Below are 24,025 nucleotides of genomic sequence, written 5' to 3' on the forward strand. Positions count from 1 at the left end.
TCACTGCTTGACGCTGGACGGATAGCCCGCGTCTCCGGTTGCCTTGGTCAGCTTCTGCACGCTGGTCTTGGCATCATCGAACGTGACAACCGCTTCGCGTGTCTCGAAGGTCACGTCAATTTTGCTGACGCCTTCGACCTTGGAAATCGCCTTCTTGACGGTGATCGGGCAGGTGGAGCAGGTCATGCCCGGTACGGACAGCGTGACGGTCTGGGTGGCGGCCCACACGGGGGCAACAACGGCAGCGAGGGCGAGGGCGGCAAACAGTTTTTTCATGATGAACTCCTGTGATTAATAGAAAAATGGCATGACGTAGGGAAATCCGAGCGCGACCAGGACCAGCGCGGCCACGATCCAGAAAATGAGCTTGTAAGTAGCTCGCACTTGGGGAATCGCGCAGACCTCACCCGGTTTGCAGGCTTGCGCCGGGCGGTAGATGCGCCGCCAGGCGAAAAACAGCGCGACCAGCGCTGCGCCGATGAAGATCGGGCGATAGGGTTCCAGCACCGTCAGGTTGCCGATCCATGCCCCGCTGAACCCCAAGGCGATCAAAACCAGCGGCCCCAGGCAGCAGGCCGACGCAAGAATGGCGGCCAGCCCACCGGCGAAGAGCGCGCCGCGCCCGTTTTGTGGTTAAGACATACGCTTGTCCTTTCAAATTTGGTTTGGATAGCTTAAGCTTACTTCCGTAGTTATGTACGGAGTCAAGCGATATGCAAATTAATTTTGAGAATCTGACCATTGGCGTTTTTGCCAAGGCGGCCGGGGTCAATGTGGAGACCATCCGGTTCTACCAGCGCAAGGGCCTGCTGCCGGAGCCAGACAAGCCCTATGGCAGCATTCGCCGCTATGGCGAGGCGGATGTAACACGAGTGCGGTTCGTGAAATCGGCCCAGCGGCTGGGCTTTAGCCTGGACGAAATCGCCGAGCTACTGCGGCTGGAGGATGGCACCCATTGCGAGGAAGCCAGCGGCCTGGCCGAGCACAAGCTCAAGGATGTGCGCGAGAAGATGGCCGACTTGGCACGCATGGAGGCCGTGCTGTCTGAACTGGTGTGCGCCTGCCACGCGCGGAAAGGGAACGTTTCCTGCCCGCTGATTGCGTCACTGCAAGACGGAACGAAGCTCGCTGCATCGGCGCGGGGGAGTCACGGGGTGACTACGCCTTAGCGTGCTTTATTTTCCGAATTCTGAGACGACCCCAGGTAGCAGAGCTGCACCGCGAAGCCCAGCCGATTGGCCGGGCCGCGCCGCTGCCGGATGATGGAGAGGTCGCTTTCGCTGAACGTGTAGTGACGGATCAACTCATCCTTGGTGTCCGGCAACGCCAGCAGGCTTTCGCGCTCGGCGGCGGAGAGGATCGAACGGCGGGGCATGCGGTTTCCTTCTTCTTGAAAACGTAGGTTTGTGACAAGCCCGCCAAGGCAACCGGCGCGGCACGGGAATCAAGGCATTGCGATTCTCGAAAATAGTTCTTGAAATTCTATTCTTGATTGCATATCATCTCAACGAGTTTCGATAAGAAAGGATGCGCATGCGACCGTCTGTTGTGCTTGACATGAAGCGAAGCGCAGTGCGTGAAGCGGTAGGCCGCTTTCGCGCCGCGAACCCGCGCGTCTTCGGCTCGGTGCTGCATGGCACCGACCGGGATGGCAGCGACCTCGACCTGTTGGTCGATGCGCTGCCCGGTGCCACGTTGTTGGACTTGGGCGATTTGGAAGAAGAACTGAAATCGCTGCTCGGCGTTGACGTCGATCTGCTGACTCCCGGCGACCTGCCGCCGAAGTTCCGGGCCAAGGTGCTCGCGGAGGCGCAACCGATATGAGCGAGAACCGCCTGCCCGATTACCTCGACCACATTCAGCAGGCCGCAACCGATGCGCGCAGCTTCGTGGAAGGGATGGCCAAGGACGACTTCTTGGCCGACAAGCGCACCCAGCAGGCCGTCATCATGAGCCTGATCGTCATCGGCGAGGCGGCCACAAAGGTGATGGATGGCTACGTCGAGTTCACCCAGGCGCATGCCGACGTGCCGTGGCGCAGCATGCGCAATATGCGTAATCGCATGGCTCACGGCTATTTCGACATCAACCTCGATGTGGTGTGGGAGACGGTACAGGAATGGCTGCCGGCGTTGCTCCAGCAATTGCCCGCCGTGCGTCAGGATGCCGACGATGAAGACCGTAACGACAACTGTGAAAGAGGGATCTCCGATGACTGTTGAATCGAGAATATTTTCTGTAGCCGAGTATGTTCAGCCGTCCGAAGGCGAGCCTATTCGTTCCGTTGTGCTTGAAACCCGAGACTCAATTATCGTGGTTTGGCATGTCCATCCCGGGCAGGAAATTGCGGCTCACATTCATCCTCACGGCCAAGACACGTGGACTGTTTTGTCGGGAATGGCTGATTACTTTCAGGGCAATGGGATTGTTCGTGCCCTCAGGGAAGGTGAGATAGCCGTGGCAAGACCGGGCCAAGTGCACGGGGCGCGAAATACAGGTACCGAGCCATTTGTGTTAGTCTCGGTTGTGGCATCAGCCAATGCCGGTTTCGTATTGGCTGAGCGATAGAGCCCAATCTCTGGAGTTGGTCCAATGAGCGGTCGGGGAGATAGGTAACAGACATGCAGCGGACACGGCTGCTAAACCAGGTCGCAAACCTCCTTGCGTCGCAGCGTGCCGCAAGCGACGCGATCAATCGAATGGGGTCGGCATGAGACTGAACACCATCCAGTTCCCGACCGCGTAGCCGCCTGTCCTGCCGATCAGGTCTTGACCATCGACGCCTGGGATCAGTCCTGAATGTTCTTGGAGACCACTACGTTATGAGCCGCAGCCGCCGCAAAACACCCATCGTCGGGCACACGACCTGCGGCAGCGAGCGCGAGGACAAGAAGCTCTGGCATCAGCGCTGGCGCACCCGTGAGCGCACGGCGCTGACCAGCGCGTCGCCCGAAGCCCTGAGCGCCCATCTGCCCCTGCTGGAAAACCAGGCCAGCAGCGTCTGGTCGATGGGCAAGGATGGCCGCTCCTACTGGCCCGTCAAGCGCCAGGCCGCCACGGCGGATCGCATCGCCAATCACAAGGGACGCAACCCGCAAGAACGCGCCTCCCTGAAAAAGCGCCTGCTTACACTGTGATTCCTTCAAAATATCTCAACGAAATTTCCCGACACCTGTTTAAGCTATCTTGCTGATATTTCTGTTTTTCGATTTTTGCCGGCGCGATGCCGGCGACGTTGGCCAGCTGCCCCGGGCGCGATACTGAGATCAGTTTCTTTGAACAAAAAAACCGCCTTTTGGCGGTCAGTATTCAGTAGCTGGAACGGTAGTCTCTCCCCCGATTCCAGCGGTCTTGCCAGTGTTCGAGGAATGATTCAGCGAGCTTAGGCATGTTCCAGATCACCACCGCATTCTCCGAGTTTTTCGTTTCGGCCGCTTTGGTGAAATTAAAGCTGCCAGTTTCAACGGTCACATTATCCACGATGATCACCTTGTCATGCTGGATAGGGAAATCACTGTCAGTACGCAAAGGGATGCCGCTGTTCGCTATGTAGTTCATGGCCGCAATGCTGGCGCGCCCCGTATTGCCCCTTTCATCAATTACGATTTTCACATCAACTCCCCGTTTTTTGGCTGCTACCAGTGCTTTCATAATATCCGGGGCGGTAAAAGAATAAGCCATCATCCGTATCGAGGTTTTTGCGGAGTCAATGGCGCTCAGGACGAGAACGCGGGCGCTTCCTTCAGGCGAGTAGCCAACCTGAACGGATGGTTCCACCGCAAAGGCGGGCAGGGCGGCTGTCGTAAATGCTGCGGCCAGAAGCCAGGTTGCTAAGTTTTTCATTACAGGCTCCCGTTCACACACTGCATTTTATATTCAGGGTCAAAATAAATTTCTTTGATTTTCCGCTTTTCCATATGCACCACAACGTCAATGGTGGAGTAGAGCATTCGCATAATATCGCTCATATCGAGCATACGGCCGATAGGGGTCGCCTTGATAAGCAGCCCAATACGGTTAAAGGCATCGCGCGCAGAGTTAGCGTGCGTTGACATAACACCGCCTGGATGGCCGGTATTAAGTGCTTTAAGATAATCCCACGCAGCATCATCCCTAAGCTCAGTCATGATGATACGGCCCGGTGTCAGACGCATACAGGCTCGCAGGGCATCAGTGGCGCTGACGCGGCCGATCTTTCCTGCATCGCCGTACATCATATAAACGGCTTCTACAACGTGATCGACCGTGACTTCGTGAACGTCCTCTAAAATAATTACACGCTCGTCTTTATGTAGCGATTTTAACAGCGCGCGCGTGAGTACCGTTTTCCCCGACCCGGTTTCACCGCAGATCACGATAGTGCGTTTCTTCTCAACGGCGGTTTGCAGGAATGCGGGCCATTTTTCGCTGCTGTGCAGCTCTTTAAGGAAAAAATCATCATCCGTTAGGCTTTGCTTGCTGCCGGTAATCTTCCGGCAGTCACGGGGTTTGAAGGCCAATGGAACGAAAACGTACGTTAAGAATGTAATTTATTGATATTCATAAAAATAAAAAAAGGATCGCTGATTGATCCTTTTGTTTTGCTATTTGAATTTCGATAAACATTAACCACGAGAATGCAGTAGCTCGGCTATCTCATGAGCAATTTCATCGATTGTATGAGTTGCAGTACTACGAGCAACTTTGTCTGCTAATGATGGACTAAAATCGACAACTTCTTGTTTTGTAATATTATGCCATATGGGAAGCAATATTTGCTCACCAGAAATAGCACGAGTGACGATTCCATCAAGTTCATAATTTGTCCAACCTTTGCTTATAAACGCCGGAGACAAAACTACTAACCCAACACGACTGTTTGCTAAACCTTTGTCTATTTTTTGTCTCAGGCTGTCACCAATTCTTAACGTCATTTCGTCATACCATACATTAAGGCCGTGACTGATTAATGAGTTTGCCAGAGAGCGAACAAAATCATCTTTATCCTCTGAGGCATGCGAAATAAATACGTCATGTATCTCGTTGCTCTGTGCTGTTGACGGTGGTCTGTTATCTCTTACCAGACTAGGAACTTCGCTTAACGGCCTATCCTGAATTTCAGGAAGAACCCCTGGAAGAACGCGAACAGAAGCCCTGGTACTCCCCCTTAATCCCTGCATATCTACAGCAATATGCCAATGGCCTGATGAAGGGATCTGTAACCTTATGGGGGAGCGCTTTGCTAACCCACCAATGTAGGAATGTCGTCGGCCATTCTTATAACTACTGAAGTTAGAACTATCCATTAGTCTAACATTTGCACCACTGGTAAGGGTGATTTCAACAATCTCCCCTCTTTTTCTTTGACCAAGATCATTATGGATGAATTGCATGTAAGTCTGCTCTCTTCATTTGAATTGGAAGAATGTAGCCACTTCCTGATTATACTGTATCCAGTGGTTGAGAGTATCTCTTAGTGTGAAAAAATAAATTATAAGACTTTTACTCGGTATGGATGAAGATGTAAAATCCGTAAACCAGAGAATAAATGAGGAAAAAGCGTGACCAAGCACAAAGTTTTCATCAGTTACCACCATGCTAATGACCAATGGTACAAAAACGAACTTGAAAAAATGAATGATGTTTTTGATATTTTTGTGAATCGCTCGGTATCACTTGGTGACATTGATGAAGAAGAAGAACCTCAAAAGATCAGAGAAATAATAAGGGATGAATATTTACGTGATACATCCGCTCTTATTTTACTCGTTGGGACTGAGACTAAAAATAGAAAGCATGTTGATTGGGAATTATATTCATCCATGAGGGATAGTCCCAGAAACGGCAAATCAGGTATTTTTATTATAAATCTTCCTTCAACAGGGACAAACAACATTAGAGCCAGTCATGGTGAAAATGAAAAAAATGAATTTCATCCTAATATAACCGAGTGGATAACAATCAACGACAGAACAACATATAAAGAAATATATCCATATATGCCTGAAAGAGTTATCGATAACTTGATGAGTGAAAAGTCATATATATCAATAGTCAACTGGGATCAGATACACAATAACCCAGAAAACCTTAGAAAAATGATTGAGTTAACATATCAAGATAAAGATAAGTGCGAATACGTTTTTTCTACCCCAATGAGAATGCGTAATGGCTAGCAGAAACAGTAAAGGGGAGTATGATACTCCCCTTTACTTGTTACCAATCCCATTTGGTGGTGTTCACGTTAAATGTTTGTTGAACCCGTGATGTGAAAAAATCATTTACTACTTTAAAATCGTTACATATTTTACTGTAGTTATAGTATTGCTTTTGTATTTTATTTATAGGCGTCAGGTGAACTTTTAATGGTGTATTAGTTATAACATCAATAACTTCATCCTTATCTGATATATATTTATACCATCTTTTATAATTATTTTGATTTTTAGTTAAAAATTTATTTAACACCATTAACATATCATTGCTAATATTATATAACTCATTGTCTTTTTTTGGATTCAATAGTTTCATTTCATCTCTAATAAATTGATATGTCTGATAATATGATGAGATAACTTCATCGAATGCGTCCACATTTTTCTTCAACTTAAAGATAGCTCTTTTTGAATCCAGATGATTTTTTATACTTTTGCGATATAACGTACCACTTTCATTGAACAGAACATTAACGCCGCCTAAACTTAATTTCTCTACTTTAAATGAGTATTTTTTTAAAAGATATAACGCTACAATTAGCCATATAAAAATAGATATTAGTAGTATATATATAATACCAGTTACTAAAGGTTTGTTTTTATTAAATACGGTGTAAATTGAAGGTGCATATAATGAAAGATCCACTGTACACATTACAGCAATTACCGCAATGAAAGCTATCGTCCAAATTATAACAAATGTTCTCACAATTCCACCTTGTCAGTTGTAAGATAATCAATCATTGATTGGTGAACGTTCTGAATTGATAATTTTATATACGGTTGAACGCGCAATACCCATATGCTTAGCTATTTCAGTTGCTCCAGTTCCTTTATCATGCATAAATTTTATTTTATTCCTGTCTATTTTCCGTTTTCTGCCAAATTTAATTCCTTTAGACTTGGCCTCAATTCTTCCTTCATTTGTTCGTTCAAAGATGCGAGTACGTTCTGCTTGTGCCACTGCTGATAGAATTGTGACGATCATCTTCCCCATTTCTCCATCGGTACTGATCCCATCATCAATGAATCGGACTGCCACACCCAAGGCATCGAATTCTTTTATTAGTTGAATCATATCGGCAGTGTCACGACCAAGACGGTCTAGCTTCTTCACCAGAATGACATCTCCATCTTCCACCTTCATGCGCAACAGCTCAAGTCCTTCCCTGGCAGCTGAACTTCCCGATGCCTTGTCCGTAAAAATACGGTTGGCTTTTACCCCCGCGTTCTTAAGTGCTCTAATTTGAATATCTAGGGACTGCTGACTGGTTGAGACCCGTGCGTAACCAAAAAGTCGCATAAAAATGTACCTTAAATCGAATATCAGACACCTTGTGTCTATTATGGCAAAAATACGATTTAATAGACAGTCCATGCCTGCCGTTTTATGCTGTCTTATAAATTATAACATTTCGGACGGTTGCGAAATTGTTAATATATAACCGTCAGGCAGGAAGGCCTATATGCCCGTCGATTTTCTGACCACTGAGCAGGAACTGAATTATGGTCGCTATGTTGCAGAACCCAATGACGTGCAGCTGGCGCGCTATTTTCATCTTGATGAGCGAGATCTTGCCTTCATTAACCAGCGACGGGGAAGGCATAACCGGCTGGGAATTGCGCTTCAGCTCACCACCGCCCGTTTTCTGGGCACCTTTCTGACAGATTTAACCCGGGTTCTGCCGGGTGTTCAGCAATTTGTCGCGGTGCAGCTTAATATCCGCCGTCCGGAAGTCCTTTCCCGCTACGCAGAACGGGATACCACCCTCAGAGAGCATACTGCGCTGATTAAGGAATATTACGGTTACCATGAATTTGGCGATTTCCCCTGGTCTTTCCGCCTGAAGCGCCTGCTATACACCCGTGCATGGCTCAGTAATGAGCGACCCGGCCTGATGTTTGATTTTGCCACCGCCTGGTTGCTTCAGAATAAGGTCCTGCTGCCCGGAGCAACCACACTTGTACGTCTCGTCAGTGAAATACGTGAACGGGCAAATCAGCAACTTTGGAAGAAACTGGCCGCGTTGCCGGACAGCTGGCAGACCGCCCGCGTGACTGAGCTGCTGGACATTCCTGAGGGGCAGCGAATTTCACCGCTGGAGCAACTGAAAAAGGGACCTGTCACCGTCAGCGGTCCGGCATTTACCGAAGCGCTGGAGCGGTATATCCGGCTGCGAAACCTGGAGTTTTCCCGACTGAGTTTTACCGGTCTGCCCGCTATACAACTACGTAATCTGGCCCGTTACGCAGGCATGGCGTCGGTAAAATATATCGCGCGAATGCCACAGCAGAGAAAGCTGGCCGTACTCACCGCATTCGTTAAAGCACAGGAGACTGCGGCGCTGGATGAAGCCGTTGATGTGCTCGATATGCTTATACTGGATATCACTCGTGCGGCGAAGAAAACGGGGCAGAAAAAACGGCTCAGGACGCTGAAAGATCTTGACCGTGCTGCGCTACTGCTGGCGCAGGCATGTTCATTGTTGCTAGCTGAGCAGGCTGACGATGCTGAACTGAGGGAGACCATATTCAGCAGCATACCGAAAAGTAGGCTGGCAGAATCCGTCAGCAAGGTAAATGAGCTGGCCCGGCCTCAGAACAACAATTTCCATGACGAAATGGTGGAACAGTACGGGCGGGTAAAGCGTTTTCTTCCGGCGGTATTGCGCGACCTGCATTTCCAGGCAGCGCCAGCCGGAGAACATACGCTGTCCGCCATTCATTATCTGACCGAACTGAACGGCTCGAAAAAGCGCATCCTGGACGATGCGCCTGAACATATTATTACCGGCCCCTGGAAACGCCTGGTATACGATGCGGAGGGCCGGATACAGCGTGCCGGTTACTCGCTTTGTCTGCTGGAGCGCCTTCAGGATTCTTTGCGCCGTCGTGATCTCTGGCTGGAGAACAGTGATCGGTGGGGGGACCCGCGTCAAAAATTGCTTCAGGGAGCTGAATGGCAGGCACAACGCATCCCGGTATGTCGGGCGCTGGGTCATCCATCAGACGGAACTAAAGCAGCAGAACAACTGGCTACGCGGCTTGATGACACATGGAAATCAGTGGCTTCACGTTTTGCCTGCAACGCAGCGGTCAGCATAAGCAATGAAGGTAAGCATCCCTCACTGACGATTAGCAGTCTGGATAAACTGGATGAGCCACCGGCACTGATACAATTGAATCGTCGGGTAAGAGAATTGATCCCTCCGGTTGATCTGACGGAGCTGTTGCTTGAAATAGATGCCCGAACCGGTTTTACCCGCGAATTCAGCCACGTCAGTGAATCAGGTGCTCGGGCGCAGGATCTCCAGGTCAGTCTGTGCGCAACACTGCTGGCAGAAGCCTGCAATATAGGGCATGAACCCCTGATAAAGCATAATATTCCCGCGCTTACTCGCCATCGTCTGAGCTGGGTTAAACAAAATTATCTCAGGGCAGAAACGCTGGTCACCGCTAATGCACGGCTGGTTGATTTTCAGTCCACGCTGCCGCTCGCGGGGTACTGGGGAGGTGGTGAGGTTGCCTCCGCAGATGGTATGCGTTTTGTCACACCGGTTAAAACGGTTAATTCCGGACCAAATCGTAAATACTTTGGTTCAGGACGCGGTATCACCTGGTACAACTTCGTCTCCGATCAATACTCCGGTTTCCATGGCATTGTAGTTCCCGGGACGCTTCGTGATTCCATCTTTGTACTGGAAGGGCTTCTGGAGCAGCAGACCGGGCTGAATCCGGTAGAAATTATGACGGACACGGCAGGATCCAGCGATATCATTTTTGGCCTGTTCTGGTTACTGGGCTACCAGTTTTCCCCTCGTCTGGCCGATGCAGGCGGGGCGATATTCTGGCGGGCAGATAAAACGGCACATTATGGTGCCCTGAATGAGCTGGCCCGGGGATGTGTTGAACTGTCAAAAATAGAATCCCAATGGGATGAAATGATGCGAATGGCGGGCTCACTGAAGCTTGGGACCATCCATGCATCAGAGCTTATTCGTTCACTGTTGAGAAGTAGCCGACCATCTGGTCTGGCTCAGGCGATTATGGAAGTGGGCCGGGTCAACAAGACGTTGTATCTTCTCAACTATATCGATGATGAGGATTACCGGCGTCGGATCCTCACTCAGCTCAACCGGGGAGAAGGACGCCATGCAGTGGCTCGAGCCATTTGCTACGGACAACGTGGTGAGATTAGAAAACGCTACCGTGAAGGGCAGGAAGATCAACTCGGTGCTCTGGGTCTGGTGACCAATGCGGTTGTGCTGTGGAATACACTTTACATGCAGGAGGCGTTGTCACATCTTCGCAAATCGGGGGAAACACCTGAAGAGGAGCATCTGGCAAGATTATCGCCGCTGATACATGGCCATATAAATATGCTGGGACATTATACGTTTTCGTTACCGGAAGATATTCTGAAGGGCGAGTTAAGACCATTAAATTTGAATACAAACAATGAATTAACCTCTTAGCGTGGTTTTTTACATCATTGGACCTCGAACCCCAGATCAAAGTATTTGGCCAGCTCCGGGGAGATATGGCGCTCCACCAGATAATCAGGAAGACGACCGTCAATGGGGAGTTCGTAATGGCGCGGGAGAGCTACTGGCCCTTCGAGTTCAACCTTGCTGGCCAGCACGACCTCTTCCGTCTTCGGCGCCCATCCTTGTGAGATCAGCGCGTTCTGGACGTACTCTTCAAAATCGCGACGGGATTTGCCGCTGTAGTGCTTGAGGAAGACCAGCTTGTTGAACTGAATCTCTTCGGGATGATCACCAGCAAAGCATTTGCCGACGCCATTGGTCAGGTTGAAATAAACCTTCCAGTTTGAGCTGCCGCATACCGGACACTCCTTGATATTCACCTCACGTCCACGAGTACTGACGCCACCACGACGGTAGATGATTCCTTCCATATCGAGCCATTGTTCAAAATCCAGCTCGGTCAGTAATTCTTTCAAGTCGCTCACGTTCTTAACCCTACTTTTTGCAGGTAATATCTTGATAAGCCTCGGTATTTGAATACCATAAAGGCTCATGTGTTTTTTCTTTTGTGGCTTTGGCAAAAGAGAAAATTTGTTCTCTTATGGAGACCGGCGTGGAGAGCGTTTCTCCACGCCTTCTTTTTTTAGAGGACGTCCATAATGCGTTCGATGAATCGCATTTGTTCGAGGTTCTGCTTAACGCGGATGCTTACGCCGCCTTTCTGGTTACGTGAACCAGCGAAGTACAGACGCGCTTCGCCTTTCGCTTCTTCCTCTTCCGTTTTGTTGATCGTGATAACGAGGTCAGCGATACGCACCTTCTCGATGTTGTCCGCTGCGTGCATCATTGTAGCCACCTCTGAAGCACCACCTTCCCTGTTAGTCTGCGATGCAGTGATGCCGGCAACGTTGTGTTTGTCGTACAGCGCACGCAGGTCAGTGTAGATGCTGCGAATGTTGGCGCGGTCGTCGCGGAGGTCGTAGCTGGCACGCATCAGGTCAGCGTAGTCGACCACGACCATGTCGGGGATCATGCCATTGGCTTTCATGCTGCCCAACATACGATCCAGATCTGCAGGCGACATGCTTCCGGACGGTCGTTCAACAATCCACAAGCTCCCCACGCCTTTCGTCGCGCCCAGCTCTGCCAGTTTGCGATGGACGTCGTCGCGGCGCTCCACCAGCTTGGACATTTCGGTCTCAGACAGACGGGCGTCAAAGCGATCTGACAGAATGGAGGTGTGAACTTCCAGCGACAGATACAGGACGTTGTAACCGGCAAGCGTGGCGTTGATGGAGAACTCACCCATCGCCGTCGATTTACCAGACTTCGCGAAGCCCATGAACAGCACCATTTCACGCTTTGCCCAGCCTTTCTGGTAAAGCAGCTTGTCGAGCAGCGGTAGACCCGTTGTGATGCTGTTTGGCACGTAATCGTCGGACGCTTCATACTCACGCGCCTTGTAACGCTCTGCTGATTCAGAGAAGTAATCGTAAATGCCGGTCGCTTCGTTAGAGCCGATTTGCTGGACTTTAGCCATGATTGCCATCGCGCCCTGGAAATCGCCCTTCTCTTTCATCTCAGCCGCTTTAATCAGCGCGTCGTCGAATGCTACGCTTTTGGCGAACGTGGCGACCTGGTCGACCATGTACGCCGTGTCTGACAGCTTCTCAGCGAGAATCCGCTTAAACGCCTCAACGACGTCGGGGAACAGCTCTTCGCGGATCGTCTTATCGCGTTTGGCGCGTTTGAGCATGTCGAGTATGGCCGACGATGATGGTGCGCTCTTATACATTCTGTAGTAGCCCGACACCATGTTCACCAGAATGGCGTTGGCCGCATTGGAGAACTGGTTTGGCGCAACCAGATCACCGGCGCGAGTCAGAAACTCATGGTCGCGACAGAAGTAGGCTGCGAGTCGATTCTGGAAGTCGTCATCGAACTCTTCAGACAACCCTCGTCCTGTGTGGCAAAGTTCGGTCATGTGCTTTCCTTTGGTGCTTAAACAATTTGTTTTCTAATACTAAAAAAGCCAAATAGGGGATCAACAGAATCGCCGTGCTTCTTCCAGTTCTTCCGGGAAGTGCGCGTAAATCACACGCTCAGGCACGATTTCCATCAACCAGACAGCGGAGAAGATGATGCGGACACGTTTGTCTCGGGTAATGCCACGCAGACGCTCCAGAACCCACTCAAAATAGCGTTCTTGAATCGGGTCGTGCTGCATGTCTCCCAGATGCTTAAAACTCACCAGAGAGTCATCCAGACGGGTTACAGCGCGTTTGGCTAACTTCTCTTCGAATATCTCAATCAGCTCGGGCTGCCAGAGATGCTGGGGGCGAGGTAATTTGTCCCACAGACGGCGTGCAGCTGCGGAAAGAACGGTAGAAATGAAGTAGTCATAAGAGCAGCAGTACTGGTCGGCAAACTGGCGTGCTTTCCAGAGAGATGTTTTGTTGGCCGTCGACAGCTCCTGATACGGCACACGTTTCAAACCGGTAGTGAATTGGGCCGTCTCATAGTGTTCGCGGCCATGCGACAGCATGATGTATGAGTACTGGCGCTTGTATGCCTCAGTGAAGAGGCATGTGGCCATAAGCGGGTGCATGTCGCGGTAATCAAACCACTTTGTCTCGAACAACTCCGCCTCATCCTTGCAGCGTGACAGCCCAATATTCTCGGCCACCCACTTGTCCATGACTGTGGTGTCCCACTCGGTCATGAAGTCGTACTGATCGTTGTTAATAGTGTTAAAGAAGATCTGGCTCATGTGCACCGCCTGATAGGTAGATACTTACTTATCATAATGAGCGAATCATAGCGACTGGAGACAGCTTTTGGAAGTGGAAACGGAAGGGAATGTGTCTGAGAAGTTGGCATAGAAAAAGACCTGCTTCCGTATAAATAATAATAAGTAACTTAGTATTTATATACAGAAGCAGGTTCTGAACTCGAAGTCTCCACCAGATTCTGAGTGCTGTAATGAAACACAAAAAAGTGCATAATCCTTTCTAAACCTCAACAAAAGGCGACATGATGATATTGTACAAATACGTCCCAGAAGAAACTTTAAAACTGTTTTTTGATCATGACGCAACCAGCTTCAAATTTACTCCAGTTGGTCAGTTCAATGATCCTTTCGAAACCTACGGTGTATCGTTTGCCTCTGAAGATGAAGACTCGCTAGCGCATTTGACGTTTCGCTCAAAGATCAATTCAGACCTAGCCAGTCTATGCTTATCAAGATCACCTTTAGAAGTGCTAATGTGGTCTCACTATGCTCAACACCACAGAGGTTATGTTGTTGGCATTGATACCGAATTAGCAGGGTTTCACGATGAGAATCTTTGTTTAATCACTGCGAATGAAGGGGGTATTGATTATCTCGATGAACGAGACAAATCCAGAGTCATCATCTCCGATAAAAACTTTAAAAACAAGGATATAGTTAAAAAGGTCTTATTTAGAAAAAGCCAACATTGGAAATATGAGAAAGAAGTTCGAATTGTTATTGAAAGTGACAAATTGATACCTATCGGTGATGATGAAGAAGATAGGTTTTATATATACAAGGCGCCAGGCACAAATATTATTAAAGAGATATTCATAGGAATCAACAATGAGGATTTTGAACTTACAGCACTCGAAAATGATAATTTAAGAAATGGCATTTTGGATAACAATATTAAAATCCAAAAATGTTGTTTCAAGAGGGGAACTTGGGACTTAGATAAAACGGATTATGATATGAGTCTGCTTACTGATTGGCCTAGCGCTGATTTCGGTATTCTTGCCGGTGTGATATCAGCATTCGAAAAAAACGAAATTTGAGATGAAGCGAACACAAGCGGTTTGTGTTCGCTTCATCATAACTAGCCTTTCTTCATCAGCTCACGCTTGATTTCATCGGTGCGCATCGTGACGTCGGCAGCGGTGATCGCCTCGTTCAGTTTCACGATGTCTTCGATTTCCTGCGGCGACTTCTCTGCCAGATGGAAAATGGCTGCACGAATCACGTCAGAACGGGTGAATTTCTCGAAACGAGGGATGAACTTCATCATCTCCAGCAGATCGAAGTACTCGTCTTCCAGCGACATTGTGCGGCTCTTAATCTTCTCTTTCCCACGAGTCGGACGCCCCTGCGGTCTGACTGGCTGGCGCATTGGGGTGCTGCTTTTTACCGGTTCTTCCGGATCTTTGCGCTTTGCAAGGTCTCCCATTCTCATGGACATTATTCTTCCTCCAGACTCATGATGTAATCTACAAACTCTTCGAACTCGGCTTCTGCCTTCTTATCGCGTTCGGCGCCAGTCATTTCAAAGATAGAACGACCCGCCTCTTCCGCATCGTCATAAACGTTACGGTTGTACAGGTTAACCGGCGCAGCCTCGATGCCGAATGTCTCGACAATTTCTTTCGCCGCCAGAATACGTGACGCCTGGGAAGGCAGTGACGGACACTGGTTCACTACCGCGCGGATCTTCACAGTCTCGTTCACGTTGCGAACGTTGTCGATAATCGGGTCGATATCACGCAGGGATTTCAAATCACGACGCTTAGGGCGCAGCGGGATAATGATGAAGTCTGCCAGCAGCATCGCTTGTCGCTGAATTTCGGAGTCAAAACCACCCGCATCAATGACGACGTAATCGTAGCGTCCCTTCAGCGATTTGATGTGTTTGACGATGTCGTCCTGAACGTATGCGAACGGGATTAGCTCAAGATCTTCGTTCTGGCGACGGTCTTCACACCAGCTCGTTGTGGTGCGCTGAATATCAATGTCGGTGACGTGAGTCTTCTTTTTCTTTTTAACTTTGAGGCATACCGCAATTTGCTGGGCAACGGTAGATTTGCCTGGGCCGCCTTTTGTGCCGCCAACCACAATGATCCTGGTCATTGGTGAGTTCCCTTTGCGTGAATTATTGTCGTATGAAACAACTTGTTTTCTTATATGCGATATAGCCTAAATGCCTACGGCTACGGTGTAAAGGTGAAATGATAGGCAGTACGGGTGTTGGCTCACAGGACAAACAATCAGTTGAAAGTTTGTTCGATTGGCTTTATAGTTCTTGTACGGAAAGATGCCGTACAAAGAGTGGCGTAATCCGTCTACAAAACTAAATGCGAAAAACTGAAAATCGAAAAACTGAAAATCGAAAAACTGAAAATCGAAAAACTGAAAACTGAAAACTGAAAACTGAAAAATCGACTATAGAGATGCCTCGCGAGTCAAGGCGTGGGGCTAGGAGTACAAGCATGTCAGCACTGAAAAAACAGCGCATCGATCTCAGATTAACCGACGACGACAAGAGCATGATCGAAGAAGCTGCGGCAATGACCAACCAGACAATTACTCAGTTTATGGTTGCCAGTGCCTCTGAACGTGCTGCGGAAGTGATAGAGCAACATCGTCGCCTGATTCTTAGCGAAGAGTCATGGAATATAGTGATGGATGCCATCAGTAACCCGCCTGCACCGAATGATAGGCTGAAACGAGCTGCCGAGCGTCTACAAAGCATGGAGTAAGACGTGGCCAACCTGACCATTGAGATGTTTTCAGAAGAGGCTGTATATGATTTCTCATGCTTCGACTGCGGAGAAACGTCTCTCAATGATTTTCTTAACAATCGCCTCGCCCAGCAACACAGCGGGCGTATATTACGCGGATATCTGCTTCTGACGAGAGATCCGATACCGAAAGTGATGGGGTTTTACACGTTGTCCGGGAGCTGCTTTGCAAGAAACACGCTTCCTTCCAACACTCAACAGCGTAAAGTCCCCTATTCCGACGCCCCAAGCGTTACGCTCGGTCGTCTGGCAATAGACAAAAGTATCCAGCGACAAGGGTATGGGGAAACGCTGGTGGCACATGCGATGAAAGTGGTATACCGGGCTTCCCTGGCCGTTGGGATCTACGCTTTGTTTGTTGACGCCAAAAATGAGAATGCGATGCGGTTTTATAAGCAGTTAGGCTTTACCCCTCTTACGGGTGATAACGCCAATTCGCTGTTCTATCCCACAAAAGGCATTGAGAAGTTGTTTGGTGGAAAATAAAGAAGCCCCTCGATTGAGGGGCTGTTTTAATTCAAGGCTTGTCTGTCCTGCCAGTTGCACAATCGCTCTCCCATCGTGTTATGGAAGAGGATCTCGCGTTCCGTCTCTTCGGTCATAAAGTCGTCGTTACTGACATAAATAGGGTTTGCTGCATCGCAGAACAGCACGCCGGAAGTCTGTGTCTTAATCACGCAGCCACTTATCATGCAGCTCGCGATGAACAGCAGAAGCATCTTTCCGCCGCACTTCATTAAGTGTCTCATTTTTGACGTCCACTGTGCTTTGAAGCCTTTTCCTGTCCTCCTGTCTGGCCTTCTCTTCGATTGCTTGCCGGGCCGCACGACCTCCCATCGTATAAGCACCGACAAGCACGAAAAGAACGGCAGCCAGAGTCATCAGAGCAAACTTCAGCTTTGAAAATAGGCTGCCGGTCATATCAGACCATCCCGTTCTGGTGTTTTCGCACCTGTGACCAGGCGATAAAGCCAGCCACCACAATGGTCGCGATACCGAAGATGATCCGAACCGTATCACCACTGGTGATGTGTCCCTGCGCCTTGTCCATTGCCGCAGAGACCTGTGGCATGACGTCGGCCAGCTGTGCCAGACCAATTCCCGCCGTAACGGTCGCACCGGCAGTTTCTTTGGTTACAGGAACAGCCTTCACGGTTTTCACCGGCTTAACGACACCAGCGCGACGCAGACCTTCCTCAATAACTTCTGCCGCATACCAGGTGTTCGGCGTTTTGAGCGGGCCACGGCCATTTTCATGACGGATAATCGCCTCCACCAGCGGACGCAGAGTGTCGTAGTCGTGCAGATCGATAATCATGTCCGGGGTCACGCCAACGGCTTTAGATACCTCGTTCACGTAAGCTACGGTGTTGTTTTCATGCGGAGGCGCCCAGCGTTCGATGACTTCGCGGATCGTATCGATGCTGGAGCCATCCTTCGCGCGGCGCTTGTCGTGGTAGGTAATGAGCGTTACTGCCAGCGCCCGAATCCCCCATACGGGATCTTTGAACGTGCAGAAACGCGGTTCGGCAGGGTTGTCAATTAACCCCTGCCACGGCGAACCTTTGTCGAGGTTGCCAGGGTTGTTATTACGAATGCCTCTCGGAGTTTTCATCCTTGATCTCCTGTTATTGCAGTCCATTCTTCACGCCATAAGCGGCCAGACCCAGCAGCAGCGCGGTAATCAGGAACGACGTTATCTTTGAGATAATGCCGCCAAAGAACCCGCTGGAGATGGCGTCTAGCCGATTAAGTAGTTTGTCCAGGTTGGAGTGCTGAATGCTGTGTTGCGAAGGCGTCATATCGCCAAAGTAGGTTTTGAGCTGGTCGTTGACCTCCTGGCCAATTTCCTCACGTAACTCCTTACCTAATTTGCCGACAACTTCACGCGCAACGATAGCGGCAATGCGCTCTACCTGCTCTGGCGTTACGCCTGCCATCTCGTTCGACATTATTTCCTCCATGAATCGTCAAATCGGGATGGCTGTTTTATACCACAAATCACCCTTACATGGTAGGTAAGTACTTACACACGAGCACCATAAATTGCACCGACTTTAGTCCATGTAGGCGCGTTCCCCGTGACAGCCTTACCCGCCGCGCCCCCTCCGTACATTGTCCCCAATCGTCCAGTAGCAGCCGCACCAGCAGCCCCCACATTACCTCCACTGCCGCATGTGTATTGAACAGCGGTAGAGCCGATCAAATATTGAGCACCAATCCCGGGAGCGGTTAGAGTGCCAGAAGTTGCCGCACGCGAAGTTGAAGCTGGCGGCCTTGTAGTGTTTGCAACACCAAACGGGCGACCGCCACCACCCATACCACCATCGGCTGAGTTACCGCCGCCACCACCACCGCCACCGGCAATAGCGCCGTTATTGGTTATTCTTAAACGAGTCCCAATCCCGTTGTTAATAGCAGTGCCACCGGCAGCACCGCCACCTTTAACGCCACCATTACCCCCACGACCATAGACAGTTACACCTGCGTTGATTACCAGGCTGATATAAGAGTTGGTAAGCGAACTCGGGAAATCTAAACATGGCACGCCGCTGCTGGACGACACCAGATCCCCTGTAATGGTAACAACGACTGGCGTCGCCCCCTGGGATTTTAAATAGTTGATCAGTGTGTCTTTGTTGTAGTTATGATTCGCACCGATGCTGTAATGAATTTCCTTAGAACGACCTGCTAACTGAGACATATTCCCAGCAGCAGACAATTGCACCGCCGTTCGAGCTGCACTCATCCATCTCTGGCCTGTCACACTGACAGCCGAAGACCCAATCCAACCGGGAACACCGACAATTGGCACATCTAATCTCCTTTTTGATGTGAATATCCTGAATTGGTGAGGGTGGCCCCTCACCATTCACCTTGATTACATTTTTGCCTTCAGTTCGCGCACTTCCTCGCGCAGCTCTTTGACAGCCTCGACCAACATGCCGATAACGCCGTTGTAGTTAAGACGCAGACGAGGCTCTCCTGACTGATCGTTATGGTCAACCGTTACCAGTTCAGGCTGAACATTCTGGACGTCCTGAGCGATGAGGCCGCCAGACTGCTCATACCGGTCACAGACCTGAATCTCGTACAGAACACCTTCGATCCGATCCAGCTTGTCGAGCGCTCGTTCAATCTTGCGAATATTGCGTTTGCTACGACGGTCAGAGCGGATATAAACGTCATTAAAGCTGCCATTACCGCCACAAACCCAAGTACCATCATTCTGGAGGTATGCGTTCGCATCCGTGCCGTTTGCGGTACGTGAGTTGTTGATCATGTAAAAACCAAACTGACTGTTTCCCAAGCCACCCAAGAAGAATTTGCGATCCGCGTGGTCTTGTCTCAACAACGCTTGTGCAGAGCTTGTACTTACAGCGTTCCTCCCGAAGATGACGTTCTGGTTACGCATATCTATCCACGCGCCAGAGCCGCTGTTGATGGAAAAACGGTTGGCGTAAACCCACGCACTTGACGTGATGTCACCCGTTACACTCAACGGCTTAAGGCTTTGCAGCGTGCTATTAACGAACCTAAAAACATGGGCGCTATTGGCGTAAACATCCAGAATGCCATCTCCGTTCTGTTTAAAGCCGGTGTCATTGTCACCCAGAACAATGGAATTACCGCCAAGACCATTGACCACACCCAGCCCAAGACCACCGTTAACAACAGCACCATTGCCCATTGTTACTCTGCCATTAGTGAGATCTACATAAAATGGACGAAGCGAACCTATATCACCATTTTCTCCCTGGTCTTTTGCTGTCGGGATAAGGTAAAAATTATTTTCGGAACGGCGAAAAATCATCCCGTATGCCGCATCGTAAATGCGTAACCCATCCGTAGAGCGGATCTTAAGCTGTCCGGACATCGTACCGCCGCTGTTTTTCATAAATAGCGCATCAATCCAGCCTGCAAATCCCGACTTATTAATGTATAAATTTCCATCATTTGCCAGAATGCCTCCACCTTGCGTCTTGAGGGGCTGACTCACATTTTGCAGCGTCAGCACACCAGTCATTGTTCCGCCAGAAATCGGTAACGCACCGACATCAGCCGCAGTGGGTTTGAGAGCAGTGTTGTAATCTCTGCGCCAGGCAGGGGCATACGCGCTACCGTGATTAATATAGGTGAACTGAGCACAGGCAATCCCACCACCGGTAGTCGTTGTAGGCGTAGTAACTCGGATGGTCATTGCGCCTTCGGTACCTAAAACCTCGATAACCGCACCAGCAAGGCAGATATTGCCGACACCTGTATCAGTGATAATTTTATTGTCGGCATATGACCAGGAACCCTTCATCATCCAGTACGGCACTTCGAAAGCACCACGCGCCTTCAGCCATGCGATAAATTCAGCGGTAGTCCAATTACCAGCCCCTGTGCTGTACGACGCGCTAAATGCTTGCGCGGCCCCAACGTCTTTCGCTGTGGGTTTGTGTGCTGTGGTGTAAACCTGTGCCCAACCAGACCAGTTTGCGTCACCGGCATCACGTCGAGATCGCACATATACCGGGGCATGAGCACCGCTTGTTCCACTCCAACCAACTAAAAGTTCACCCTCACCAGACGCATAAGCACCTTTCAAGTGAATAACGTTGCCGTAAGCCGTTGGATAGCTATTGTTATAGGCTTCATACATCTGAATGCCAGGCATGGCCCCTTGAGTGTTCGAAGCCAGCGCATTAACTCGCCCGCGGGAAACCAACGTCGGGATAGTAATGTTGGCAGAGCCATCGAACATTACGCTGTTGATTGTCCGCGGTGTTTGCAGTTTGGTTGCAGTAGCGGCATTACCAGTGGTGTTCTGATCACCCTGAATATTCACACCTGGCAGGTTGATATCAGTCGAACCGTCAAATCTCACCCCACCGATATAACGAGCGGTTTGAAGCACGGTAGCGGTACTTGCGTTACCCACCAGCGAACCGGTAATGGAGCCATCCTGATCAGAAATGACGCGATGGTAGACAGTCCCCTCTACAGCGTCTTCAGGCAGCGTATCCACAACCTCCAGTACTTCCAGAGTTTCGACCACAGCACCGGCAGATTGCAGGTTGACGACCAGCTTCTGAGAGCCAGCGCCAGCTTTGATGTAAATGTCGTAGTTATCATCAGCCGTGTTCACGGTAGCTACAGACAGCACAGCCGAATCCATAGTGCGATAAGCGACCGCATTCACCGATTTCGGATCGCCTGCAGCAGTTCGCAGCACGATATCGGCCATTGCAGCAAGCGCTGGCTGCCCGGCTTCGTACCCTGCCCCGCCGATCACTTCGATGTATACGGTGCTGGTCGACTGTGGCATACGTGCCGTGGACACTTTCACCCACTTCGGCGCGTCGGTAGCCATGTCCATTTCAGCCGAAGTCCCTTTCCATTTCACACTGGCAACACTGGCCTGGGCGTTCTGGGCGTACTCATAAGCCTTCGTTTCTGATTCTTTGGCATTCAGTTCAGAAGTTTTCGCCCCGGCAGCCGCATCGGTCGCCTCAGTTGCTTTCGTGGATGCCAGAGCAGCAGAATCAGAGGCTTCTTTGGCTTTAGCTTCAGCCACTGCCATCGCTTCGGTCGCAGTCGTTGCGGAAGCAGCAGCCTCACCTGCGGATTTGGCAGCAGCTGTTGCAGATCCTTCAGCGGCGGTCTCAGCAGACTTCGCGTTGGTTTCAGAGGTTTTGGCGGCTGCGGCAGATGCCTCAGAAGCTGTCGCCTGTTCACTGGCAACGTTGGCCTTCTCTGTTGCAGTTGTGGCCGAATCGGCAGCCGCAGTAGCTGATTTGCTCGCAGCATCAGCACTGCCAGCTGCGGCAGCGGCACTTTCCCCTGCGTGGGCTTCTGAGTTCTGGGCAGCCGCTTTTGATGCTTCGGCAGCCGTTGCGCTCTCCGATGCAGCTGTCTCGGACGCCTTTGCATTGGTCTCCGAAGTTTTTGCCTTCTCTTCGCTGGACGCAGCCGCGTTTTGACTCGCTAAAGCGGCGTCAGCAGACTCACCTGCAGCGGTGGCGCTTTCGGAAGCGGCGTTCGCGCTGGATGCGGCAGCTGACTCGCTGGCAGCAGCAGCCTTCTGTGATGCGTCGGCGTTGGTTTCTGACGTTTTGGCAGCCGCAGCACTTGCCGCCGACTCACCGGCGCTCGAAGCAGCATGGGTTTCTGATTCCTTAGCCGCATTTTTTGAGGCCAGCGCATCAGCTGCACTGCCAGCGGCGGCCTGCTCTGAGGCAGAGGCATTGGTTTCAGAGGTTTTGGCAGCAGCAGCAGAGTCAGACGAGGCAGACGCCGAAGCAGAGGCTTCGGACGCGCTGGTCGCAGCCTGAGTTTCAGATGCTTTCGCCGCATCTTTGGATGCCGCGGCACTCGTGGCTGATTCTCCCGCTTCAGTCGCTTTGGTAGACGCTGTCGCGGCAGACGCAGCAGCATCTACCTTGAAGCTCTCAGCATTGGTTTCAGACGTTTTTGCGGCGGAAGCGCTTGCACCGGCAGCGTTTTCTGATGCAGCAGCTGCGGCAGCACTCTGGCTTGCTTCGGTGGCTTTGGTAGACGCTGTATTGGCGCTTTCCGCAGCGGCCGCGGCACTGGCAGCAGCTTCCCTGGCCTTGTCGCCAGCGGCATTGATAACGTCGGCGTTATCCGTATACCATTTCTGGTTTGCGTTATGCTCATTGACGATCTGCGTCAGCGACTTCACGGTCACTTCCGTACCGTCTTCACGCTCAAGCGTTACCTCATCAACTGCCGTCAACCAGCTGCGCATCGTCTTCGAGTCGGCTGACATTCGGGTCATGAGCGCGGTAAAGCGTGCGCTGAACTGCGTTAAGTCGCCTTCATAGGTTGTGATGATGCGGCACGGAACGTCCGTCTGGGTCTCGCCCGTGTACGGCTCCGCGAGAATCAGGCTTGTGTCGCTGATTACGCGCTTAATTTCGTACAATTTGTTGTCAGGGCCGATGACGATCATGCCCGGCAGAACGCCGTTGGCGGTCACATTCCAGTACGTGCCAGTGCCAGAAAGTGCGTCACTTCCCTGTGTAAATGTGATAGTACCTTCCCTGTACCACATATTCTCTCCTTGAAAAGACGGGCATCCATGCCCGCCATAAGTAAGTACATACTTATTTTTACCGATGTAAAGATGGATGTCTACCGTCGAGCAGAACCATCCTCCCATCCGACCTGATAATTTTTGATTAGCTCAGGGTCGCTCATCTCCAGAATGTCTTTTTTCATCACCCTCTGGTGTTCGTGAATGCTGAACTTGCGGTCGAATAGCGTCTGCGTCATTCGCATCTCTAGCTCCTTCAGTTGCTCCAGCGTTACCGGAACATCGTTATTGTCCGCATCTGTCCAGAAGAAATTGTCCGGAAGACCGCCTGCCGCAGCTTTTAGCGAGATATCCAGCCGCTCTTTGGAAATGTCATTCGCGTCCCAGCGGTGGCCGTTCCATTCGAAATAGACGGTGAAACTTTCCTGACGAATACGCCAGTCGTTAATTTCTGCCAGCTTCTCGACTTTCAACCGTTCAATGTACTCGTCCTGATCAGGGTACGGTGCGATACCGCCACTGGCTTCAGACCCCAGCGCCTCAAGTATCTTCTTTGCCAAAGGTGACGTGTCAGTCTCTGCCAATGTGTATGGCAAAAACAGAGGCGTTACACCATCCTCCATAACAAGCCCATCAAACTGAATCTCACAGGAGATCCCGCCACTAAGATTGCGCACTGCATTCCTTACAGCAGAGATGACGGGGGTTTCTTCCATAATATCCTTCTCCAT

The 24,025-nt window shown here is 50.4% G+C and carries 27 protein-coding genes and 3 pseudogenes; 10 read left to right on the plus strand and 20 right to left on the minus strand.

Going from position 1 to position 24,025, the window contains the following annotated elements; all coding sequences use genetic code 11:
* Both merP and merT read right to left on the minus strand, forming a co-directional pair.
* Window positions 1–276: a mercury resistance system periplasmic binding protein MerP gene (merP, locus tag L379_RS01095; protein WP_000732276.1), complete on the minus strand. Its 276-nt coding sequence runs from the start codon at window positions 274–276 to the stop codon at window positions 1–3.
* 15 nt (window positions 277–291) lie between these two features.
* Window positions 292–597: a mercuric ion transporter MerT gene (merT, locus tag L379_RS0124430; RefSeq protein WP_255360365.1), complete on the minus strand. Its 306-nt coding sequence runs from the start codon at window positions 595–597 to the stop codon at window positions 292–294.
* A gap of 116 nt (window positions 598–713) precedes the next feature.
* Here merT and merR point away from each other — a divergent pair, with 116 nt between their 5' ends.
* Window positions 714–1,169, plus strand: a complete 456-nt coding sequence (merR, locus tag L379_RS01090) for an Hg(II)-responsive transcriptional regulator (protein WP_001166628.1) — start codon at window positions 714–716, stop codon at window positions 1,167–1,169.
* 32 nt (window positions 1,170–1,201) lie between these two features.
* Here the strand turns inward: merR and L379_RS01085 are convergent.
* Window positions 1,202–1,375, minus strand: a pseudogene (locus tag L379_RS01085) (DUF4158 domain-containing protein); the annotation flags it as partial.
* 158 nt (window positions 1,376–1,533) lie between these two features.
* Between L379_RS01085 and L379_RS01080 the strand changes: the two are divergent.
* The 4 genes from L379_RS01080 (at window position 1,534) to L379_RS01065 (ending at window position 3,137) form a co-directional block, all read left to right on the plus strand.
* Complete coding sequence (locus tag L379_RS01080) at window positions 1,534–1,824, plus strand: nucleotidyltransferase family protein (RefSeq protein ID WP_001247892.1); 291 nt, start codon at window positions 1,534–1,536, stop codon at window positions 1,822–1,824.
* Window positions 1,821–2,222, plus strand: a complete 402-nt coding sequence (locus L379_RS01075; RefSeq protein ID WP_001293886.1) for a HepT-like ribonuclease domain-containing protein — start codon at window positions 1,821–1,823, stop codon at window positions 2,220–2,222. The genes L379_RS01080 and L379_RS01075 overlap by 4 nt, the downstream gene beginning before the upstream one ends.
* The gene (locus L379_RS01070; protein WP_000215515.1) at window positions 2,212–2,568 is read left to right on the plus strand and encodes a cupin domain-containing protein; all 357 of its coding nucleotides are present in this window, start codon (window positions 2,212–2,214) and stop codon (window positions 2,566–2,568) included. Before L379_RS01075 ends, L379_RS01070 begins: the two co-directional genes overlap by 11 nt.
* 254 nt (window positions 2,569–2,822) lie before the next feature.
* Window positions 2,823–3,137 carry a hypothetical protein gene (locus L379_RS01065; protein WP_000091613.1) on the plus strand — a complete coding sequence of 105 codons (315 nt, stop codon included), beginning with the start codon at window positions 2,823–2,825 and terminating at the stop codon, window positions 3,135–3,137.
* A 172-nt stretch (window positions 3,138–3,309) separates the two neighbouring features.
* Here L379_RS01065 and L379_RS01060 read toward each other — a convergent pair whose 3' ends face one another.
* The 3 genes and pseudogenes from L379_RS01060 to L379_RS25405 all read right to left on the minus strand — a co-directional run bounded on the left by L379_RS01060 (window position 3,310) and on the right by L379_RS25405 (window position 5,372).
* Complete coding sequence (locus L379_RS01060; RefSeq protein WP_000792636.1) at window positions 3,310–3,843, minus strand: phospholipase D family nuclease; 534 nt, start codon at window positions 3,841–3,843, stop codon at window positions 3,310–3,312.
* Window positions 3,843–4,481, minus strand: a pseudogene (locus tag L379_RS01055) (CpaF/VirB11 family protein); the annotation flags it as partial. The gene L379_RS01060 and the pseudogene L379_RS01055, both read right to left, overlap by 1 nt.
* A gap of 123 nt (window positions 4,482–4,604) precedes the next feature.
* Entirely contained in the window at window positions 4,605–5,372 is a 768-nt protein-coding gene (locus tag L379_RS25405; protein ID WP_001159650.1) for a DUF1883 domain-containing protein, read from the minus strand.
* A gap of 168 nt (window positions 5,373–5,540) precedes the next feature.
* Here L379_RS25405 and L379_RS01050 point away from each other — a divergent pair, with 168 nt between their 5' ends.
* Window positions 5,541–6,155 (plus strand): TIR domain-containing protein, encoded by a 615-nt coding sequence (locus L379_RS01050; RefSeq protein WP_000160641.1) that lies wholly within the window; start codon window positions 5,541–5,543, stop codon window positions 6,153–6,155.
* Window positions 6,156–6,195: 40 nt separating this feature from the next.
* On the opposite strand, the gene L379_RS01045 is transcribed toward L379_RS01050, so the two are convergent.
* Both L379_RS01045 and L379_RS01040 read right to left on the minus strand, forming a co-directional pair.
* Window positions 6,196–6,903 carry a hypothetical protein gene (locus L379_RS01045; protein WP_032655891.1) on the minus strand — a complete coding sequence of 236 codons (708 nt, stop codon included), beginning with the start codon at window positions 6,901–6,903 and terminating at the stop codon, window positions 6,196–6,198.
* Between the two features lie 27 nt (window positions 6,904–6,930).
* Complete coding sequence (locus L379_RS01040) at window positions 6,931–7,497, minus strand: recombinase family protein (protein ID WP_004098835.1); 567 nt, start codon at window positions 7,495–7,497, stop codon at window positions 6,931–6,933.
* A gap of 163 nt (window positions 7,498–7,660) precedes the next feature.
* Between L379_RS01040 and L379_RS01035 the strand changes: the two genes are divergently transcribed.
* Window positions 7,661–10,669, plus strand: coding sequence for a Tn3 family transposase (locus tag L379_RS01035; protein WP_032655893.1), 3,009 nt, complete (start codon window positions 7,661–7,663; stop codon window positions 10,667–10,669).
* Between the two features lie 17 nt (window positions 10,670–10,686).
* Here the strand turns inward: L379_RS01035 and L379_RS01030 are convergent.
* From L379_RS01030 to L379_RS01020, 3 genes and pseudogenes are all read right to left on the minus strand, one after another.
* Window positions 10,687–11,166, minus strand: a pseudogene (locus L379_RS01030) (DNA primase); the annotation flags it as partial.
* A 158-nt stretch (window positions 11,167–11,324) separates the two neighbouring features.
* Window positions 11,325–12,665, minus strand: coding sequence for a DnaB-like helicase C-terminal domain-containing protein (locus L379_RS01025; RefSeq protein ID WP_006812582.1), 1,341 nt, complete (start codon window positions 12,663–12,665; stop codon window positions 11,325–11,327).
* Window positions 12,666–12,725: 60 nt separating this feature from the next.
* The gene (locus tag L379_RS01020; RefSeq protein WP_006812583.1) at window positions 12,726–13,451 is read right to left on the minus strand and encodes a hypothetical protein; all 726 of its coding nucleotides are present in this window, start codon (window positions 13,449–13,451) and stop codon (window positions 12,726–12,728) included.
* 263 nt (window positions 13,452–13,714) lie between these two features.
* Here L379_RS01020 and L379_RS01015 point away from each other — a divergent pair, with 263 nt between their 5' ends.
* Complete coding sequence (locus tag L379_RS01015) at window positions 13,715–14,512, plus strand: DUF2971 domain-containing protein (protein WP_080112990.1); 798 nt, start codon at window positions 13,715–13,717, stop codon at window positions 14,510–14,512.
* A 41-nt stretch (window positions 14,513–14,553) separates the two neighbouring features.
* Here L379_RS01015 and L379_RS01010 read toward each other — a convergent pair whose 3' ends face one another.
* Window positions 14,554–14,907 (minus strand): hypothetical protein, encoded by a 354-nt coding sequence (locus L379_RS01010; RefSeq protein WP_160859104.1) that lies wholly within the window; start codon window positions 14,905–14,907, stop codon window positions 14,554–14,556.
* 5 nt (window positions 14,908–14,912) lie between these two features.
* Window positions 14,913–15,578, minus strand: coding sequence for an AAA family ATPase (locus L379_RS01005; RefSeq protein WP_023315962.1), 666 nt, complete (start codon window positions 15,576–15,578; stop codon window positions 14,913–14,915).
* Window positions 15,579–15,937: 359 nt separating this feature from the next.
* On the opposite strand from L379_RS01005, the gene L379_RS01000 reads away from it, so the two are divergent.
* Window positions 15,938–16,207, plus strand: a complete 270-nt coding sequence (locus L379_RS01000; RefSeq protein ID WP_006812497.1) for a type II toxin-antitoxin system TacA family antitoxin — start codon at window positions 15,938–15,940, stop codon at window positions 16,205–16,207.
* A 3-nt stretch (window positions 16,208–16,210) separates the two neighbouring features.
* Window positions 16,211–16,735, plus strand: coding sequence for a GNAT family N-acetyltransferase (locus tag L379_RS00995; RefSeq protein WP_006812498.1), 525 nt, complete (start codon window positions 16,211–16,213; stop codon window positions 16,733–16,735).
* Window positions 16,736–16,761: 26 nt separating this feature from the next.
* Here L379_RS00995 and L379_RS26145 read toward each other — a convergent pair whose 3' ends face one another.
* The 7 genes from L379_RS26145 to L379_RS00965 all read right to left on the minus strand — a co-directional run bounded on the left by L379_RS26145 (window position 16,762) and on the right by L379_RS00965 (window position 24,025).
* Window positions 16,762–16,926, minus strand: a complete 165-nt coding sequence (locus tag L379_RS26145) for a hypothetical protein (protein ID WP_006812499.1) — start codon at window positions 16,924–16,926, stop codon at window positions 16,762–16,764.
* A complete protein-coding gene (locus L379_RS26150; RefSeq protein WP_000147960.1) occupies window positions 16,919–17,170 on the minus strand; it encodes a hypothetical protein in 252 nt (83 codons plus the stop codon). The genes L379_RS26145 and L379_RS26150 overlap by 8 nt, the downstream gene beginning before the upstream one ends.
* Window position 17,171: 1 nt before the next feature.
* On the minus strand, window positions 17,172–17,864 hold the full coding sequence (locus L379_RS00980) for a membrane protein (protein ID WP_006812500.1): 693 nt from the start codon (window positions 17,862–17,864) through the stop codon (window positions 17,172–17,174).
* Between the two features lie 13 nt (window positions 17,865–17,877).
* Window positions 17,878–18,201 (minus strand): hypothetical protein, encoded by a 324-nt coding sequence (locus tag L379_RS00975; RefSeq protein WP_000064173.1) that lies wholly within the window; start codon window positions 18,199–18,201, stop codon window positions 17,878–17,880.
* Window positions 18,202–18,275: 74 nt separating this feature from the next.
* On the minus strand, window positions 18,276–19,064 hold the full coding sequence (locus tag L379_RS00970; RefSeq protein WP_032655902.1) for a receptor-recognizing protein: 789 nt from the start codon (window positions 19,062–19,064) through the stop codon (window positions 18,276–18,278).
* A 66-nt stretch (window positions 19,065–19,130) separates the two neighbouring features.
* The gene (locus L379_RS24620) at window positions 19,131–23,312 is read right to left on the minus strand and encodes a tail fiber domain-containing protein (protein ID WP_006812503.1); all 4,182 of its coding nucleotides are present in this window, start codon (window positions 23,310–23,312) and stop codon (window positions 19,131–19,133) included.
* A gap of 80 nt (window positions 23,313–23,392) precedes the next feature.
* Window positions 23,393–24,025, minus strand: coding sequence for a DUF4376 domain-containing protein (locus L379_RS00965; protein ID WP_006812504.1), 633 nt, complete (start codon window positions 24,023–24,025; stop codon window positions 23,393–23,395).

Origin of the sequence: Enterobacter sp. MGH 33 (assembly GCF_000534535.1) — a bacterium.
Taxonomy (GTDB): domain Bacteria; phylum Pseudomonadota; class Gammaproteobacteria; order Enterobacterales; family Enterobacteriaceae; genus Enterobacter; species Enterobacter hormaechei_C.

What these genes read in the sequence shown, in the direction of transcription:
- L379_RS00980 (WP_006812500.1), bottom strand. Translation starts at nt 17,864, where the DNA reads ATGAAAACTCCGAGAGGCATTCGTAATAACAACCCTGGCAACCTCGAC.
- L379_RS01005 (WP_023315962.1), bottom strand. Translation starts at nt 15,578, where the DNA reads ATGACCAGGATCATTGTGGTTGGCGGCACAAAAGGCGGCCCAGGCAAA.
- L379_RS26150 (WP_000147960.1), bottom strand. Translation starts at nt 17,170, where the DNA reads ATGACCGGCAGCCTATTTTCAAAGCTGAAGTTTGCTCTGATGACTCTG.
- merR (WP_001166628.1), top strand. Translation starts at nt 714, where the DNA reads ATGCAAATTAATTTTGAGAATCTGACCATTGGCGTTTTTGCCAAGGCG.
- merP (WP_000732276.1), bottom strand. Translation starts at nt 276, where the DNA reads ATGAAAAAACTGTTTGCCGCCCTCGCCCTCGCTGCCGTTGTTGCCCCC.
- L379_RS01075 (WP_001293886.1), top strand. Translation starts at nt 1,821, where the DNA reads ATGAGCGAGAACCGCCTGCCCGATTACCTCGACCACATTCAGCAGGCC.
- L379_RS01065 (WP_000091613.1), top strand. Translation starts at nt 2,823, where the DNA reads ATGAGCCGCAGCCGCCGCAAAACACCCATCGTCGGGCACACGACCTGC.
- L379_RS01070 (WP_000215515.1), top strand. Translation starts at nt 2,212, where the DNA reads ATGACTGTTGAATCGAGAATATTTTCTGTAGCCGAGTATGTTCAGCCG.
- L379_RS01040 (WP_004098835.1), bottom strand. Translation starts at nt 7,497, where the DNA reads ATGCGACTTTTTGGTTACGCACGGGTCTCAACCAGTCAGCAGTCCCTA.
- L379_RS24620 (WP_006812503.1), bottom strand. Translation starts at nt 23,312, where the DNA reads ATGTGGTACAGGGAAGGTACTATCACATTTACACAGGGAAGTGACGCA.
- L379_RS01060 (WP_000792636.1), bottom strand. Translation starts at nt 3,843, where the DNA reads ATGAAAAACTTAGCAACCTGGCTTCTGGCCGCAGCATTTACGACAGCC.
- L379_RS01015 (WP_080112990.1), top strand. Translation starts at nt 13,715, where the DNA reads ATGATGATATTGTACAAATACGTCCCAGAAGAAACTTTAAAACTGTTT.
- L379_RS00975 (WP_000064173.1), bottom strand. Translation starts at nt 18,201, where the DNA reads ATGTCGAACGAGATGGCAGGCGTAACGCCAGAGCAGGTAGAGCGCATT.
- L379_RS00965 (WP_006812504.1), bottom strand. Translation starts at nt 24,025, where the DNA reads ATGGAGAAGGATATTATGGAAGAAACCCCCGTCATCTCTGCTGTAAGG.
- L379_RS01020 (WP_006812583.1), bottom strand. Translation starts at nt 13,451, where the DNA reads ATGAGCCAGATCTTCTTTAACACTATTAACAACGATCAGTACGACTTC.
- L379_RS01080 (WP_001247892.1), top strand. Translation starts at nt 1,534, where the DNA reads ATGCGACCGTCTGTTGTGCTTGACATGAAGCGAAGCGCAGTGCGTGAA.
- L379_RS25405 (WP_001159650.1), bottom strand. Translation starts at nt 5,372, where the DNA reads ATGCAATTCATCCATAATGATCTTGGTCAAAGAAAAAGAGGGGAGATT.
- L379_RS01025 (WP_006812582.1), bottom strand. Translation starts at nt 12,665, where the DNA reads ATGACCGAACTTTGCCACACAGGACGAGGGTTGTCTGAAGAGTTCGAT.
- L379_RS01010 (WP_160859104.1), bottom strand. Translation starts at nt 14,907, where the DNA reads ATGAGAATGGGAGACCTTGCAAAGCGCAAAGATCCGGAAGAACCGGTA.
- L379_RS01035 (WP_032655893.1), top strand. Translation starts at nt 7,661, where the DNA reads ATGCCCGTCGATTTTCTGACCACTGAGCAGGAACTGAATTATGGTCGC.
- L379_RS01000 (WP_006812497.1), top strand. Translation starts at nt 15,938, where the DNA reads ATGTCAGCACTGAAAAAACAGCGCATCGATCTCAGATTAACCGACGAC.